The organism is Draconibacterium sp. IB214405, assembly GCF_033963885.1.
In the GTDB taxonomy this organism is placed as follows: Bacteria; Bacteroidota; Bacteroidia; order Bacteroidales; family Prolixibacteraceae; genus Draconibacterium.
The window spans coordinates 367895-384059 of the sequence record NZ_JAXBMA010000002.1; the positions used below are offsets into that span (position 1 = coordinate 367895).

The following is a 16165-nucleotide window of genomic DNA, read 5'->3' on the forward strand; positions in this document are numbered from 1 at the left end:
GCATTTATAGTTGTTCGGCTTCAACAACTGCTTTTTCGTTTATAATTTCCTGCAATTCTGTCTCAAACTTTTTAAACTGATCTGATTCGTACTCAGAATAGTTCATCTGTTTGAGCACATTTATAATCTTTTTGAAATAAGGATTCACCTCCTCAAAATGGTTAAAGCTGAAGTTTGTTTTGTTGATCTTAAGTACTTTCTCAAGCATGTATTGCTGGCGTACAATCGGGGTGGAGGCATCTACCTTGTCGAACGCATCCTGCTGAAGGATGACAAAGTCAATAACTTCCGACTTCCAAAATGTTTCGTGGTAACTGATTGGTACTCCGTCGTCTCCTAATATGTTGATCTGTTCATATGCATTTTTTCCGCAGATAAGGATGTTTCGTGCATACAGGATATTGTCTACCCACTTTGGAGAAATGACTTTCGAAACATATTCGATATACTCGGGATACTCCAAATATTTTGAATAGCTGTCAACAGCATCGATTGCGGGGTAGCGTTTGCTGTCGGCCCGAGTTTGCGACAAAGCATAAAAACACCGGGCTGCTTTTTTTGTGGCTTCGGTAACCGGTTCTTTTAAGTTACCACCCGCCGGCGAAACTGTTCCTATAAAAGTTACCGATCCGGTTTTCCCATTTACAAGGTGAACAAAACCAGCACGCGAATAGAAATTGGATATAATTGCCGGTAAATCCATCGGGAAGGCATCCGGACCGGGTAATTCTTCCATACGGTTCGACATTTCGCGCAAGGCTTGTGCCCAGCGCGATGTGGAATCGGCCAGCAGTAATATTTTCAGTCCCATCGAACGATAATATTCAGCAATCGTCATCGCGGTGTAAACTGACGCTTCACGGGCTGCAACCGGCATATTTGAAGTGTTGGCAATTATTGTTGTACGTTCCATCAACTTTCTTCCCGTTCTTGGGTCGTCCAATTCCGGAAATTCAGCAAAGATTTCCACCACTTCATTAGCGCGTTCACCACAGGCGGCAACCACAATCATGTCGGCATCGGCTTGTTTCGAGAGGGCATGTTGTAATACGGTTTTACCGGTTCCAAACGGTCCGGGAATAAACCCTGTTCCACCTTCAACAATAGGAGTCATACTGTCGATTACGCGAATACCTGTTTCAAGGAATTTGGACGGGCGCGGTTTGTTTTTGTACGTTTTTATCGGAATTTTAACCGGCCATTTTTGTACCATCGTTACAGTGTGCTCGTTGCCCTCATCGTCGGTTAAAACAGCTATTTTATCTTCTATTTTGTAGTCTCCTGAAGGAACGATTTCCTTTACTTTATAATCACCTTTAAACTTAAAAGGAACCATTGTTTTATGAGCGATCCAGTTCTCTTTTACTTCGCCTAACCATGATCCGGCAACTACTTCGTCTCCAACTTTTACCAGCGGTTTAAACGACCAGTCTTTGTCTACTTCCAGCGGGTGCGTATAATCGCCTTTTTGCAGAAAAATACCTTCCATTTTGTCCAGGTCGTGTTGCAGTCCATCGAAGTTCTTTGACAGGATTCCGGGGCCAAGTGTGGCTTCCAACATGTGTCCGGTGAACTCGATCGGAGTTCCGGTTTTTAATCCGCGTGTGCTTTCAAATACCTGGATGTAGGCATATTCGGCACCAATACGAATGACTTCGGCCATTAGTTTTATTCCGCCATGGTTAATGTAGCAGATTTCGTTTTGCGAAACCGGCCCGTCTACTTTTACCATCACAAGGTTCGATATTATTCCGGCAACTTTTCCTTTTGTAGCCATAGTGTTTTATTTTGTCAAACTGAACTCCGCGGGGAATTCGTAACTCGTTTTTAATTCGTCAATCAGTTTATTCAGCAACTGTTTTCCTGTTTGGGTATCAAGTTTCATCCATCGTTCAATAAGCAGTAGTTTTATGGTGAAAGCCAGTATTTTTTCAATGGTGAAAAAGTGAAAGAAGGTGTTCTCATCGAGGTATTCCCACTTAATTTTGTCAATGGCCTTTTCCCTTTCAATCAGCTCAAGGTTTGATTCGGCAATTTTGAATAGCTCTTCATGGTAGGGGAGTAAGTCCTCAAAATAATCGGCCTTTAATTTTTTGTCGATTAAAAGGGAATAAACCAGGTCTTCGCCTTCTACCTGCAGCAGATGGATTTCAACGTCATGATTGTATTGTTTGCAGTTAAAAGCAGTAAAGAGGTTTTTCAGGTTCAACTCAAAACGAAACCACTGCTGAAGAAATGAATTAGAACAATCGAGGGCATATTCATAAAATAAGGTGGTTAAAATGTTTTCTGCCCCCACGTCAACGTCTTTTGATTCTTTTCCTTTCATCCAGCTTAAGAAGGTTGTCATGTAAACAGGTAGCTTCATTTCTTCGTTCTCCGGCGAAAGCTGAAATTCCATTTCTTGTTTTGTAAAAGTGCCTTGATGAAAAAAGGGCTTGTCCAACTCAAAATAAATGTTGAGCAGGTTTTGGTTGTCGAAAGGTAAAAAGAGGTATTCAACCAACTTATAATCGGAGGGATTAAGCTGGTGTTGCAGTTCTTCCCTAAAGGTGCTGCTGTGTACAGTGGTTTTGTTCTCGTTGAAGAACAGATCAGGAAGCCCTGCAATTAAACAATGATATTCTCTTTTTATCAGCATAACCGAATTTTAAAGGATTTCAGCAATCATTTAAAGCCCGGTGTACTTAAAACTCGTTTCTGGTTTTATCACATTTATGGTTCGACCGCCAGGTCCTCACTCTGTTTCAATGGCATCAAACAGTAGCTTTTTTGTTCCGTCTTTAAAGTATTGTTTGAAATAATTTGCAAAGTCCTGAGCGGTGAAACTAATAAGGTAACTGCCATCCTTTGGGCCAATTCTGAAACCGGATTTGAGTTTTGAATCCACTGAAATTTCCAGACCTTTGTTCATGGCTTCGGTGGCTTTCGCTTGTAAGAAAGCAGTTAGTTCTTTTCGATCTTCAGATGGAAGAAGAAGCTGAAGATCCATGTTTTCTCCAGCGGTTGAATCCCACTTTTCAACCAGCAAAAGTATGATCCGTTTAATAAATTCATTGTCGTTAAAGGCATCATTAACCGCTGTGTCAACCTGGGCAGTACTGATTAATGTTGTAATTTGTTGTTTTAGCTGGCTTATAAACTGTCGAGCTGTTAACTGCAATTCAGCCTCAAAGCGTTTTTTTTCTTCCTCTGCCTTTTGTTGTGCATCGTGTATAATTTCTTCATGCTTTAGTTTTGCTGCTTGAATTATGGAATCAGCCTTTTCTTTAGCCTGGGCAAGCAACTGTTCGGCATCGTTTTTAGCTTTTGTGATGCCTTCGTTGTAGATTTTTTGCGTTATTTCTTCAATACGGTCAGTCATAGTTTTTAGGTTAGTGGGTTTTAAATGGAATCCATATCATATTTCTGAGTAACGCCGCCAACGGTAAAAACAGGTTTGGTGCAGCCGTGTACGATCTCCGAAACAAAGGTTCCGATCTTTTTTCCGGTAAATCTTGATTCCTGATGTGTTCGAATAATTACCATTCCGGCATTCACTTCTTCAATATATTCCAGCACCGCTGTATGGCTTTCCTGGTTGTGAACTTTCAATATTTTAACTTCGCATTTTACACCTCGTTCTTCCAGCATTTTTTTGATCTTCTCCGCATTTTTAAAAGCCAGACTTTTACGCTCTTCTATATTGATGTTCAGTGCCGAAACGATATGAATTTTAGCCTGTAGTCTTTTTGCAAAAAATGTGGCCCAGTACAGGCGTTTTTTTGCGTGCTGCGAGATGTCGATTGGCACCACGATACTTTTAATTTCCGTCACCGGGTACTCTTTGTTTACCGAAAGTACCGGGCAGTATGATTTGCTTACGTAGCGGCTAACTGCAGCGCTTGAAAGATGCTCGTTATTGGCATGTTCGCTTTTGTCGATCATTACAAAATCGTAACCACCACGTTCTGATTCTACAATCAGCGTATTGACGATTTTTCCCCAACCGATCCGTAAAATTATGTTATTCGGGATGTCGGTGCCCAGGCATTTTTTTACAAATTCAGTAAACCTGTTCAGGGCTCCCTGATGACGAATTTGGTTACGTTTCGACTTTGGATTGTGGAGAAGTGTCGGGCCGCTTTTTATTACATCGAGAAGAAAGATGCGCATGTTTAATGCATTCGTAAAAAACAGCGCTTGTTTTAAAATACTTTCTCCATCGCGGTTTTGAGGGATGTGTGCAAGAATACTATTCGACCTATAGTTCATAGTTTAGCTTGTTAAATGTTGTATCCCAATGAATAAGAAAAAGGTCGTTGCAGTTGTCTTTTGTTTAATCATATACGAAAATGGGGGAATTAGTTACACATTTCAGTAGCAGAACATATAAAATAATGATGTTAAAGTAAGGGCTTGAAATACAGGAATGGAGTTAGTGCGACTTATTTTTACGGGCTACCAGAACGGCACCGAGAAATACCAGAATAGCACCTAAAATTGTAATCACCGAAAAACGCTCGTGTTCCACCCACGAAACATTTAGCTCGGTTAAAATTCCCATGGTAATAAAAGTGATCATCGGGTTTAAAATGATGATAATACTTACTTTATTGGCTTCGATATATTTTAGCGCTTTCCCGATGCAGGTATACGCAATAAAAGTGTTGGCGCCCAAAAATAGCAACAACAACCACCAGTTCCAGCTAAGTTCCAGCGACGGACGAAACTCAATAAAAGGGAGGTACAAAAGCGACGGAAGTCCGAACAATACAAGGTTCAGGCTGTCGACGGAATAAGTACGAACAAGTTTCTTTTGCAAAATGGCATAAACCGACCAGGCGACAGCACCTGAAATGGTTAGCAGAATTCCAAGTTGGTAAGTACCGGCACTTTCGAAAAAGGCCTGTAACTGATCGCGGTAGAAAAATGAGAATCCGAATATGGCAATCGAAAATCCAATGATCTGGTTTCGAAGTAGTTTCTCTTTAAAAATAAGAAAGCCGGCCACAGCTAATATAAGCGGTCCGGTTTGAATAAAAAGTTGCGCATTACTGGGTGTTGTGTGGTGGATGCCCAGCATGTAGCCCATGTAATTCCACGAAAGCGCCAATGCTGCAAGAATCAATAAGAGGGGAGGTTTAATAATAATTTTAAATGATTGCGGCGACTTAAAAGCCTGCCAGACAGCAAGAATAATAAAGGCCACTACGAAACGAATCCAAACCACAGTAACCGGATCGACTTTACGCACGGCAACTTTTAGGGCGATGGCTAAAAAGCCCCAAAAGAATGCAGTAATTGCTGCGTAAATAACTCCTTTTGTGTGGTTTTGCATCCTACAAAGTTCCTTTAAACAAACATCCCGGAGATAAATCCGGGATGCAAGTTAAATTATATGTGATGATTTTTAGCGTAATTCTGCTCCAAAATCCCGTTGAAAAGCCATAATCAGCTTTTGCATGGTTTTGTCGATCTGTTTGTCCTTTAACGTTTTGCTGTCATCGCGCAGGATGAAACTTACCGCGTACGACTTTTTACCATCAGGTACACCTTTGCCTTCGTAAACATCAAACAAATCAACTTCGCGCAACAATTGGCGCTCCATTTTAAAGGCTGTTTCTTTTAGCTGGCTAAACTTAACCGATTTGTCAAGAAGCAAAGCCAAATCGCGACGAACGGTCGGGAATTTAGGCAACTCGTTAAACAGCACTTTATGTTGTTTGTGTGCTTTAAATACACTGTCCCAATTAAAATCGGCGTAATAAACCGGATTTTCGATCTCGAATTTCTTCAGCCATTTTCCGGCAACAATACCCAATTTCAGAACAACTTTGTTGTTGAAAGTGTAAGCCAGTGCTTCACCGAACAATTCGTCTTCACAATCGTCAATCTGCATTTTGTCGGCAGTCAAACCAAGACGTTTCAGAATGTTTTCAGCGTATGTTTTTAATCCGTAGAACGAAGCAGCCTCCTCTTTGGTCGTCCAGCTTTCGGCTTCTTTGTTACCTGTTACAAATAATCCAAGGTGATTTTCTTCCCAGTAATTATTAGCAGGCTGGTCTTTAAGCTGTGTTCCTTTATAAAAATAGGTGTTGCCGAATTCGTAAATCTTCAGGTTCTTATTCTGACGGTTAGCGTTGTATGAGATACATTCAAGTGCACCGAATAATAAAGTCTGACGCATTCCATTTAAGTCGGCACTTAGCGGATTCAGCATTTTTACAGACTGCTCATCTTTGTACTGTTCCAAACCTTCGTAATAGCTCGATTTTGTTAACGAGTTCGACCATATTTCGTTAAAACCTTGCGAAGTCAGCATTTCTGCAACCAGGTTTTTAACGCTGTCGGGATTAGCTTTGTCGGCAGTTTGCAACGACGATTTTACCTGAGTTGGAATTTCAATGTTGTTGTAACCGTAAATTCGAAGAATCTCTTCAATTACATCGGCTTCGCGTTTTACATCAACACGGTAAGCCGGAACAAGTAATTCCAAACCGGTTTCGTTCTCGCTTTCAATTTTAATTTCCAGCGATTCTAGAATGCTTTTTACAGCATCGGCACCCAAATCTTTACCGATTAAACGTGTGATGTTTGCAAACGAAACACTCACTTTAAAATCTTCAATCGGATTCGGGTAAATATCAATAATGTCGGAAGAAATAGTTCCTCCGGCAATTTCTTTTATCATTAAAGCAGCACGCTTAAGTGCATAGATTTGTCCGTTTGGATCAACGCCGCGTTCGAAACGGAACGATGCGTCGGTGTTCAAACCATGACGACGTGCAGTTTTACGAATATAAACCGGATCGAAATAAGCACTTTCCAGGAATACTTTTTTTGTTGATTCTTTCATGCCCGATTTGATTCCTCCGAAAACACCACCAATACACATGGCTTCTTCTGTATTGCAGATCATCAAATCGTTTTCGTCCAGTTCGCGCTCAACTTCATCAAGCGTTGTAAACTTTGTTTTTGCAGGCAAAGTTTTCACGATCACTTTTCCGCCTGTAATTTCGTCAGCATCAAAAGCGTGCAACGGCTGAGCAGTTTCGAATAGCACGTAATTGGTAATGTCAACTACGTTGTTAATTGGTGCCAGACCAATCATTTTTAATCGGTTCTGCAACCACTCCGGCGACTCTTTAACTTCAACTCCTGAAATTGTAACTCCGGCATAACGCGGACAAGCTTCCGTATTTTCAACTTCCACCGGAATAACCAAATCGTTGTTGTCAACTTTAAAGTCGTCAACCGATGGTTTTGTGTATTCAATTTCCTGTGTTTTTTTCAGGAACGCGGCCAAATCGCGGGCTGCTCCAATAAGTGAAGCTCCGTCGATACGGTTTGGTGTAAGGTCGATTTCAATTACCCAGTCCGACTCTACATTAAAATAATCTTTGGCTGGTGTTCCCACTTTTGCGTGAGGATCCAAAACCATAATTCCGTCGTGATCGGTACCAATACCAATTTCATCTTCGGCGCAAATCATACCCATTGATACTTCACCGCGTATTTTCGATTTTTTAATTTGGAATTCCTGGTCGCCATCGTAAAGTGTAGTTCCTACGGTTGCTACAACCACTTTTTGTCCGGCGGCAACATTTGGTGCACCACAAACAATCGGCAGTGCTTCTTCGGTACCAACATTAACTGTTGTTTTGCTAAGATGATCTGAATTTGGGTGCGGCTCGCAGGTAATTACTTCGCCAATCACCAATCCGGCCAACCCGCCTTTTATGGTTTCAACTTCTTCTAAACCGCCAACTTCCAAACCGGTTTGCGTTAGAATGTCGCAAATCTCTTCGGGCGATTGTTCCAGTTTTATGTAATCTTTTAACCAGGAATATGAAATTTTCATTGTGTACTGATTTTTCTGTCAATTTTTTTTTGAATCGCACAAAAGTACTGATTTTTATTACATATACATAAGCAGGTTTCTGCTAATCACAAAGAATTAAAGAAGGAAGGCGTGTTCGGACATAAATTCTTTTAAAAGCCAATGTGATAGAGTAAAAAACTTGAATTCTGTCATTTATGAATGGGGTGAAAAGTATTATCTTGCGCAGCTATTACGAAAAATTACTAATATTTAGAAAATGAAGAAACTGCTAGTTTTAGTTTTTGCGCTGGGGTTTGGGATTATATCGTGCCAAACACAGACAAAAGAAAGTACAAGTAACATGGAAAATCCGTTTTTTATGGAATGGGACACTCCGTTTGGTGTACCTCCGTTTGACAAAATTGAAAACGAACATTTTCGCCCTGCTTTTGCAGAGGGAATGCGTTTGCACAAAGAAGAAATTGAAACAATTGTAAACAATCCGGAAGAGCCAACTTTTGAAAATACAATGGTTGCCCTGGACAAAGCCGGATCGTTCTTGAATCGAGTAAGCAATGTGTTTAGCAACTTAAGCAGTGCTAACACCAACGATAGTATTCAGGCAATTGAAAAGGATATTGAGCCGCAATTATCGGCACACTACGACGATATCAACCTGAATGAAGGATTATTCAAAAAAGTGAAAGCGGTTTACGAGCAACGTGAAAACCTTGATTTGACAACCGAAGAAGCACGTTTCCTCGAGAAAAAATACAAATCGTTTGTACGTGGTGGTGCAGAATTACCTGCTGATAAAAAAGCACGTATGCGTGAGATCAACGGTGAATTGGCAACACTTTCTGTTCAATTTGGCGAGCATGTTTTGAAAGATAACAACGCTTTCCAACTGGTTATTGAGGATGAGGCTCAACTGGAAGGTCTGCCGGCATCTTCTGTTTCGGCTGCGGCTGCTACTGCAAAAGAAGAAGGTCAAGAGGGAAAATGGATTTTCACCATTAGCCGCCCAAGTTTGTATCCGTTCCTTACTTATTCGCCAAACCGCGAATTGCGTGAGAAACTTTACAAAGGTTACATCATGAAAGGCGACAATGGCGACGAGTACGACAACAATAAAATTGTAGCCCGTATGGCAGCATTGCGCAGCGAACGTGCAAAACTGTTTGGTTACAATAACCATGCTGAATACATTCTGGCCGAAAACATGGCTAAAAATCCTGAAAACGTTTACGATATTTTAATTCAGGTTTGGGATAAAGCACTTCCTGTTGCAAAACAAGAGGTGGTTGACATGCAGAAAATTGCCGACAAAGAAGGCGCCAACATTAAAATTGAAGGCTGGGATTGGTGGTACTATGCTGAGAAAGTTCGTCAGGATAAATATGCATTGAGCGAAGAAGATGTAAAACCATATTTCCAGGTTGACAACGTACAGAAAGGTATTTTTACTTTAGCCAATAAACTTTGGGGAATCACTTTCACCGAAAGAACCGATTTGCCTAAATACCATAAAGACGGAAAAGTTTTTGAAGTTAAAGAAGCAGATGGTAGTCCGATTGGAATTTTTTACACTGACTATTTTGCCCGCTCAAGCAAAAAGGGTGGTGCGTGGATGAGCTCTTTCCGCAAACAGGAAATGTTGGATGGCGAAAACGTTCTTCCGGTAATTACAAACGTTTGTAACTTCCCGGCTCCAACAGATGATATGCCATCGTTGTTGAGCCTTGACCAGGTAACTACTATGTTCCACGAGTTTGGTCACGGCCTGCACGGATTACTTTCTGATTGCGAAACACACACATTGTCGGGAACTTCGGTTTCACGCGACTTTGTTGAGCTTCCATCTCAAATTATGGAAAACTGGGCATTCGAACCTGAAATGCTTGCATTGTATGCAAAACACTATAAAACCGGTGAAGTAATTCCTGATGAGTTGGTAAAGAAAATCAACAATGCATCGCATTTTAACCAGGGGTTTACAACAATTGAATTTTTAGCTGCCGGATTGTTGGATATGGATTTCCATACCTTAAATGAAGCTGATCCAAACATGGATGTTAAAGCTTTTGAAAAAGCGTCGATGGATAAATACGGATTGATTCCACAAATTGCGCCACGTTACCGCAGTACTTATTTCTCTCACATTTTCAACGGAGGTTATTCTTCGGGTTACTATGCTTATTTGTGGGCAGAAGTATTGGATAAAGATGCATTCCAGGCGTTTAAAGAAAATGGTTTGTTCGATCAGACAACAGCTGCTTCGTTCCGCGCGAATGTATTGTCGAAAGGTGGATCAGACGACCCAATGAAATTGTACCTGCAATTCCGTGGTAAAGAGCCGGGAATTGAGCCACTGCTGAAAGGTAGAGGTTTGATGTAAGAATTGAAAAGTTCAAATAAGATATCAAGAAAGGTCGCCAATGGCGGCCTTTTTTGTTTTATAAATATTTTGATAAAAAAAATTACCAGGTGATGTAATGCTTTTATAATGGCTGCGTCTTAACTTTGAAAACAAGCAAAAAACGAAAACAAAAACAAAGGAGCACATGGTTGCCAAAGATTTTAAAACAAGTGTACTACCGGTCAGTAATAAGCTGCTTCGTTTTGCAACGCACTTTTTACACGACGAAGATCAGGCACGGGATGTAGTGCAGGATGTGTTCCTGAAATTATGGCAACGAAAGGAAACGCTCGACGAAGTGGAAAACATTGAGGCCTTTGCGATGCGGATGACACGAAACCGCTGCCTCGATGTAATAAGAGCGAATAAAACCGTGCCGATAGATGAAGACACAGACCGAAGATTAAAGGCGAAAACGATAGACGTTCATTCAAAAGTTGAGTTAGGTGAGTCGGCAAAGCAAATAAAAATGCTGATAGGGCAACTGCCCGAATTGCAGCAAAATATAATGCATATGCGAGACATCGAACAACTCTCGTACGACGAGATTGAAGAGGCCACCGGATTACAACGAAATGCGATAAGGGTAAACCTTTCGAGGGCACGAAAAAAAGTGCGTGATGAATATTTAAAGATCAATAGAAATGATGGAAACACAAGAAATACTACGATTACTGCAAAGCTACTTTGATGGCAACACTACAGAGGCTGAAGAGCAACAATTGAATGCTTATTTTCAGTCGGGAGAGGTAGCCGAAGAGTTAACAGAGTACACCGAATTTTTCGGCGGTATTTCTGAGTTGGCGGGAGCAGCAGACGATCCGACCATTGAAGACGATGTGATGGATTATATTCTGGAAAACGAACACCGCGATAAAACAAAATACCGCACCATGTGGAAAGCAGTTACCGGAATTGCCGCATCAGTAATTATTGTGCTCGGTGGATTTCTTTTCTACCAGGAACAGCAGAAGCCTTTTGACGATACGTTCAAGAATCCGGAGGAAGCTTACGCTTATGCAGCCAAAACGCTGCAGTTTGTTGGTAATAAATACAACGAGGGCTTGGCGCACTTATCAGAATTTGAGAAACTGAGAAAAGGAAACGAACCTGTGAAAAAGGCCACGCAGCCGGTAGTAGATTTTTACGAAGGAATTGAAAGAATGGAAGCAACAGAAGCAAGTAAGCCCTTACAGGATGTTGACAGCTTGTAATCAGAAACTGCTTCGAACTAAATATTGAAAAAAGCATTCAGAAACAAAGCAGTTGGCGCGCATCTGCAAGGTCTGAGTGAAAGAAGAGAAGTAACAATAATTAAAAAACGAATATCATGAAAAAGTTATTATTGATTTTAGCAGTTGTATTGCCCATGGCAGTGCTTGCACAAAAAAGTCCGGTTGACAAGTTATTCGAAAAATACGCCAACCAAAAAGGATTCACCACTGTGAATATTTCAGGCAAATTGTTGGGATTTGCCGCACAGATTGAAACGGGAGACAAAGAAACCCAGGACCTGTTATCAGGGTTAAACGGAATCCGCATTTTATCGGTTGAAGATGATGCGTTGAATGCTGAACTTGATTTTTACGAAGAACTGAACAAAGACGGTTTCTTTAAAAACAACGATTTTGAAGTGTTGATGGAAGTAACCGAAGAAGATGAAGTTGTACGTTTTCTTGCTAAAGATGCCGGAAACGGGAAAATATCAGACCTTCTGTTGGTTGTTGGTGGAGATGATAATGCATTGATCAGTATCAGTGGAATAATTGATCCGCAAAGTATTGGAAAGATCACTAAAGGTTTAAATCTTGATGTAGCTGATTTTGAATAAACAGGTTTACTTTTGAATCAAACAATATCGAAAAATCCGGGTTTTGCCCGGATTTTTTTATGCTTTATTTGATCGTCACACTGAGCGAAGTCGAAGTGTGATATCATTTCGAAATTTAAAAAGTCATAAAATTCGCCTCGTTCTCAATAAAATGAATAGGGACACCTTTAACAAAACCTTTTAACCACTGTGCACAATAATCCATGCCGGCCTCTTCCGATTTTATATGCCCCAAAAAGATTACGGCTTTATTTTTTCCTAATGTTGTTGCATCATTGGCGTAAAGGTAGGTTTCCCATTCGCTGGCTTCACCGGCTACCATAACTTCCACTTCGGGCAAATTAAGCATTTGAATCTGGCGGGTGCCACCGGGAGCTCCAACAGCCAGACCAACTTTTGTGAATTTCATATCCGGGTTGCCAATTACGCGAACAGTTTGTAAACCCAATTGGTCTTTTAACTCGCTGGCAAAGTCAGCCAGATTCATCTCAGGCATTTTATATAGTCTGCCTTCATCGTTAACGGCATAATTTTTCCATCCAAGCTTGTCAATCATTCCCGCATAAATTCCATCAGGTTGAGTCATATGAATATGATCATGAAAACGGAATACAACCAATTTGTGGTCTTCGATGAATTTGCGCTTTTCAGTATAAACCGGATCGTTTGCATACGCATCGGTATTGTCGAGGTGGTTATAAAAAATAGGTTCGTGCGTAATAATAAAGTTGCAATTCATCTCTACCGCTTTTTGCAGGGTACGCATATCGGCGAACATACAAACTGCAATACCTTTTATTTCGGCTTCGGGATCGCCAACTTTAAACACATCAACAGTTGTTTCGGCCCAGTCGCAGGTAACGTTTTCTTTCATCAGGTTTACCACCGACTGAGGAGTAAGTTTGTTTTGCCCAAACGACGCAAAAGGGATTAAGAATAGTAGTAGCAAAAAGTTTTTCATTGGTTTAAATTGTTTTAGATTGTATCATTGTTATAGTTCATTTCAAAAATAACTAAATTTTATTTGTGCTCTCCTTTGTTGCTCACGGAGCTGGTGTAAAGGACAAATGCTGTTCAAAACACACGTTCAGAAAGCAACTATTGTTGCACACATTTTATGTTGTATAAAATAGTTTTGTCAGCAGAGTAGTAACTCAAAATTATTTACTGTGATAATATTCGAATCTGAAAGAAAAAATCCGTTAAAATTTAAGAACTCAAACCACTGTTTGTAAAAGTCTAATAAGCTGATTTTTATGGGTTTTTTACGTCCTTCAGATTATTAATTTTGTTAGAAAATCATTAGAAATATGGCAAAAGTAAAAGGAGCAGTTGTTGTTGATAAGGAAGGTTGCAAAGGATGTAGCCTGTGTGTGGAAGCATGTCCACACGATGTTTTGGCATTGCACAGAGAGGTAAATAGCAAGGGGTATCATTATTCGTATATGAAAGATCCTGATGCTTGTATCGGATGTGCCAATTGTGGTGTTGTTTGTCCGGATACCTGCATAACGATATATCGTGCAAAAGCCAGCTAATAAAGGATTAATTGAAAGTATTAAGGATTAATCGATCAATCGACAATTAAAAAATTAGATATGGGAGAATTAAGATTAATGAAAGGAAATGAGGTGTTGGCCGAGGCTGCCATCCGCTGCGGATGCGACGGTTATTTTGGGTATCCCATAACACCACAGTCGGAAGTGATGGAAACACTTATGGCTCGCCAGCCCTGGAACGAAACGGGAATGGTTGTACTGCAAGCTGAGAGTGAAGTTGCTTCGATAAATATGGTTTACGGTGCGGCTGCAACCGGTAAAAAGGTTATGACTTCTTCATCGAGCCCTGGTATTAGCCTAATGGCGGAAGGGATATCGTACATCGCCGGCGCTGAATTACCTTGTTTAATTGTAAACGTGCAACGTGGAGGCCCCGGTTTGGGAACCATTCAACCATCGCAAGCCGATTATTTTCAGAGTGTAAAAGGTGGTGGCCACGGCGACTATAAGATGATTGTACTTGCACCGGCATCGGTTCAGGAAATGAACGATTTTGTTGATCTTGGTTTCGAATTGGCTTTTAAATACCGAAATCCGGCAATGATTTTGGCGGATGGAGCTATTGGTCAGATGATGGAAAAAGTAGAATTGGCCGACCAAAAGCCGAGATGGACAAAAGAAGAAGTTGAAAAAATGAGTGGTGACTGGGCTACCATAGGAAAACCTAAAACCCGCAAAAAGAATATTGTTACTTCGCTGGAAATGGATTCGGATAAAATGGAAGAAAATAACCGCCGTTTCCAGGAGAAATATCAAAAAATGGAAGAGGATGAAGTGCGTTACGAAGCCATTCAGTGCGACGATGCCGAATTTGTGATTGTTGCATTTGGAACTTCGGCACGAGTTTGCCAAAAGGCGGTAGAAATTGCCCGTGCCAAAGGATTAAAAGTTGGTTTACTTCGTCCGATTACCTTGTTTCCGTTCCCTAAAAAAGCCATAAAAGAACTGGCGCGTAAAGCCAAAGGTTTCCTTTCGGTAGAAATGAGCGCAGGACAAATGGTGGAAGATATAAAACTGTCGGTTTACGAGGCAGGAAGCAACGCCCGTGTGAATCATTTTGGTCGCATGGGAGGAATTATACCTACACCTACTGAGGTGGTTGATGCATTAGAAGAAAAATTTTCATGGGAGTTAAGTTATGGAGTTAAACGTAGTTACTAAACCGGAGGAGATTATGGATATAAAAGAAATAATTAAACCGGAAAACCTGGTTTATCAGAAGTCGGAAGTACTGAATGACGATATCATGCACTACTGTCCTGGTTGTTCCCATGGAGTAGTTCATAAAATACTTGCAGAATTAATTGAGGAAATGGGCCTGCAGGAAAAAACTGTTGGTATTGCACCTGTTGGCTGTGCCGTTTTTGCCTACAATTATATTGATATTGACTGGCAGGAAGCAGCGCATGGTCGTGCACCTGCAGTGGCAACAGGTGTTGCCCGTCTGAATCCTGATAATTTTGTTTTCACTTATCAGGGTGATGGCGACCTTGCATCAATTGGTTCGGCCGAAATTATGCATGCCTGTAACCGTGGAGAGAATATATTGGTTGTTTTTATCAATAACGGTATTTACGGAATGACAGGCGGACAGATGGCACCAACAACACTGGAAGGAATGGTTACTGCTACTACTCCTTACGGACGTAATGTTGATTTGAACGGTTATCCGATGAAGATTACCAATTTGATCGCTCAGCTGCCCGGAACATCTTATGTAACGCGCCAGGCAGTGCACACTGCAGCAAATGCCCGTAAATGCAAACGATCGCTGAAAAAAGCTATTCAGAATGTATTGGATAAAAAGGGAACTTCATTTGTTGAGGTGGTTTCAACCTGTAACTCGGGTTGGAAAATGAGTCCCGTTGAAGCAAATAACTGGATGGAAGAAAATATGATTCCGTATTATCCGTTGGGCGATCTGAAAGACAGTGTAAAAGGTGAACATTCGGAAAATTAAAAAATTGAAGCTATGACAGAAGAAATGATAATTGCCGGATTTGGAGGACAAGGAGTTCTTTCAATGGGTAAAATTCTGGCTTACTCGGGTATTATGGAAGACAAGGAAGTAACCTGGTTCCCATCGTACGGACCAGAAATGCGTGGAGGAACTGCCAACGTTACTGTAATTGTTAGCGATACCCGCATTAGTTCGCCTATTTTACAGGAGTTTGATACTGCTATTATTCTGAATCAGCAGAGTATGGATAAATTTGAAAAGGCGGTAAAACCGGGCGGTACTTTGTTGTACGATCCGAATGGGGTGATCCATCCGCCAACACGCTCGGATATTAACATCTTTAAAGTTGAAGCCACAAAAACGGCTGTTGAGATGGGAAATCCAAAGGTGTTTAATATGATCGTTTTTGGAAGTTACCTGAAAGTACGACCTATCCTTTCGTTGGATAATGTAGAAAAGGGATTGGAGAAATCACTTCCGGAACGTTACCATAAATTGATTCCACTAAACCTCGAGGCCATTAAAAAGGGTCAGGAGATTGTGGATGATGTACAATTGGTTTAAAAGACTTAGACAAATAAATGCAAGCCTC

At 40.9% G+C, this 16165-nt stretch carries 15 protein-coding genes; 8 read left to right on the forward strand and 7 right to left on the reverse strand.

Going from position 1 to position 16165, the window contains the following annotated elements:
• Positions 1 to 4 precede the first annotated feature (4 nt).
• The 6 genes from SLH46_RS07925 to pheT all read right to left on the reverse strand — a co-directional run bounded on the left by SLH46_RS07925 (position 5) and on the right by pheT (position 7843).
• A complete protein-coding gene (locus tag SLH46_RS07925; RefSeq protein WP_320280630.1) occupies positions 5 to 1777 on the reverse strand; it encodes a V-type ATP synthase subunit A in 1773 nt (590 codons plus the stop codon).
• A 6-nt stretch (positions 1778 to 1783) separates the two neighbouring features.
• On the reverse strand, positions 1784 to 2641 hold the full coding sequence (locus SLH46_RS07930) for a DUF2764 family protein (RefSeq protein WP_320280631.1): 858 nt from the start codon (positions 2639 to 2641) through the stop codon (positions 1784 to 1786).
• A 96-nt stretch (positions 2642 to 2737) separates the two neighbouring features.
• Positions 2738 to 3364, reverse strand: coding sequence for a V-type ATP synthase subunit E (locus SLH46_RS07935; protein ID WP_320280632.1), 627 nt, complete (start codon positions 3362 to 3364; stop codon positions 2738 to 2740).
• Between the two features lie 20 nt (positions 3365 to 3384).
• Positions 3385 to 4254, reverse strand: coding sequence for a universal stress protein (locus SLH46_RS07940; RefSeq protein WP_320280633.1), 870 nt, complete (start codon positions 4252 to 4254; stop codon positions 3385 to 3387).
• Positions 4255 to 4417: 163 nt separating this feature from the next.
• Entirely contained in the window at positions 4418 to 5320 is a 903-nt protein-coding gene (locus SLH46_RS07945; RefSeq protein ID WP_320280634.1) for a DMT family transporter, read from the reverse strand.
• Between the two features lie 72 nt (positions 5321 to 5392).
• Complete coding sequence (gene pheT / locus SLH46_RS07950; RefSeq protein WP_320280635.1) at positions 5393 to 7843, reverse strand: phenylalanine--tRNA ligase subunit beta; 2451 nt, start codon at positions 7841 to 7843, stop codon at positions 5393 to 5395.
• Between the two features lie 238 nt (positions 7844 to 8081).
• Between pheT and SLH46_RS07955 the strand changes: the two genes are divergently transcribed.
• The 4 genes from SLH46_RS07955 to SLH46_RS07970 all read left to right on the forward strand — a co-directional run bounded on the left by SLH46_RS07955 (position 8082) and on the right by SLH46_RS07970 (position 12054).
• On the forward strand, positions 8082 to 10202 hold the full coding sequence (locus SLH46_RS07955; RefSeq protein ID WP_320280636.1) for a M3 family metallopeptidase: 2121 nt from the start codon (positions 8082 to 8084) through the stop codon (positions 10200 to 10202).
• A gap of 166 nt (positions 10203 to 10368) precedes the next feature.
• Entirely contained in the window at positions 10369 to 10914 is a 546-nt protein-coding gene (locus SLH46_RS07960) for an RNA polymerase sigma factor (protein WP_320280637.1), read from the forward strand.
• Complete coding sequence (locus SLH46_RS07965; RefSeq protein ID WP_320280638.1) at positions 10868 to 11437, forward strand: hypothetical protein; 570 nt, start codon at positions 10868 to 10870, stop codon at positions 11435 to 11437. Before SLH46_RS07960 ends, SLH46_RS07965 begins: the two co-directional genes overlap by 47 nt.
• A gap of 116 nt (positions 11438 to 11553) precedes the next feature.
• Entirely contained in the window at positions 11554 to 12054 is a 501-nt protein-coding gene (locus tag SLH46_RS07970; protein ID WP_320280639.1) for a DUF4252 domain-containing protein, read from the forward strand.
• 115 nt (positions 12055 to 12169) lie between these two features.
• Here SLH46_RS07970 and SLH46_RS07975 read toward each other — a convergent pair whose 3' ends face one another.
• Complete coding sequence (locus SLH46_RS07975; protein WP_320280640.1) at positions 12170 to 13015, reverse strand: Nif3-like dinuclear metal center hexameric protein; 846 nt, start codon at positions 13013 to 13015, stop codon at positions 12170 to 12172.
• Positions 13016 to 13364: 349 nt separating this feature from the next.
• Here SLH46_RS07975 and SLH46_RS07980 point away from each other — a divergent pair, with 349 nt between their 5' ends.
• From SLH46_RS07980 to SLH46_RS07995, 4 genes are read left to right on the forward strand one after another with little or no spacing between them, the layout of a single operon-like run.
• Positions 13365 to 13592 (forward strand): 4Fe-4S dicluster domain-containing protein, encoded by a 228-nt coding sequence (locus SLH46_RS07980; RefSeq protein WP_320280641.1) that lies wholly within the window; start codon positions 13365 to 13367, stop codon positions 13590 to 13592.
• 60 nt (positions 13593 to 13652) lie between these two features.
• Positions 13653 to 14774, forward strand: a complete 1122-nt coding sequence (locus SLH46_RS07985) for a 3-methyl-2-oxobutanoate dehydrogenase subunit VorB (RefSeq protein WP_320280642.1) — start codon at positions 13653 to 13655, stop codon at positions 14772 to 14774.
• Positions 14775 to 14787: 13 nt separating this feature from the next.
• Positions 14788 to 15573 carry a thiamine pyrophosphate-dependent enzyme gene (locus tag SLH46_RS07990; RefSeq protein WP_320280643.1) on the forward strand — a complete coding sequence of 262 codons (786 nt, stop codon included), beginning with the start codon at positions 14788 to 14790 and terminating at the stop codon, positions 15571 to 15573.
• Between the two features lie 12 nt (positions 15574 to 15585).
• A complete protein-coding gene (locus SLH46_RS07995; protein ID WP_320280644.1) occupies positions 15586 to 16137 on the forward strand; it encodes a 2-oxoacid:acceptor oxidoreductase family protein in 552 nt (183 codons plus the stop codon).
• The last annotated feature ends 28 nt before the right edge of the window (positions 16138 to 16165 follow it).

Excerpts from the sequence above, each read along its gene's own strand:
- SLH46_RS07925 (WP_320280630.1), bottom strand. The coding sequence starts at position 1,777 with ATGGCTACAAAAGGAAAAGTTGCCGGAATAATATCGAACCTTGTGATG.
- SLH46_RS07930 (WP_320280631.1), bottom strand. The coding sequence starts at position 2,641 with ATGCTGATAAAAAGAGAATATCATTGTTTAATTGCAGGGCTTCCTGAT.
- SLH46_RS07935 (WP_320280632.1), bottom strand. The coding sequence starts at position 3,364 with ATGACTGACCGTATTGAAGAAATAACGCAAAAAATCTACAACGAAGGC.
- SLH46_RS07940 (WP_320280633.1), bottom strand. The coding sequence starts at position 4,254 with ATGAACTATAGGTCGAATAGTATTCTTGCACACATCCCTCAAAACCGC.
- SLH46_RS07945 (WP_320280634.1), bottom strand. The coding sequence starts at position 5,320 with ATGCAAAACCACACAAAAGGAGTTATTTACGCAGCAATTACTGCATTC.
- pheT (WP_320280635.1), bottom strand. The coding sequence starts at position 7,843 with ATGAAAATTTCATATTCCTGGTTAAAAGATTACATAAAACTGGAACAA.
- SLH46_RS07955 (WP_320280636.1), top strand. The coding sequence starts at position 8,082 with ATGAAGAAACTGCTAGTTTTAGTTTTTGCGCTGGGGTTTGGGATTATA.
- SLH46_RS07960 (WP_320280637.1), top strand. The coding sequence starts at position 10,369 with ATGGTTGCCAAAGATTTTAAAACAAGTGTACTACCGGTCAGTAATAAG.
- SLH46_RS07965 (WP_320280638.1), top strand. The coding sequence starts at position 10,868 with ATGATGGAAACACAAGAAATACTACGATTACTGCAAAGCTACTTTGAT.
- SLH46_RS07970 (WP_320280639.1), top strand. The coding sequence starts at position 11,554 with ATGAAAAAGTTATTATTGATTTTAGCAGTTGTATTGCCCATGGCAGTG.
- SLH46_RS07975 (WP_320280640.1), bottom strand. The coding sequence starts at position 13,015 with ATGAAAAACTTTTTGCTACTACTATTCTTAATCCCTTTTGCGTCGTTT.
- SLH46_RS07980 (WP_320280641.1), top strand. The coding sequence starts at position 13,365 with ATGGCAAAAGTAAAAGGAGCAGTTGTTGTTGATAAGGAAGGTTGCAAA.
- SLH46_RS07985 (WP_320280642.1), top strand. The coding sequence starts at position 13,653 with ATGGGAGAATTAAGATTAATGAAAGGAAATGAGGTGTTGGCCGAGGCT.
- SLH46_RS07990 (WP_320280643.1), top strand. The coding sequence starts at position 14,788 with ATGGATATAAAAGAAATAATTAAACCGGAAAACCTGGTTTATCAGAAG.
- SLH46_RS07995 (WP_320280644.1), top strand. The coding sequence starts at position 15,586 with ATGACAGAAGAAATGATAATTGCCGGATTTGGAGGACAAGGAGTTCTT.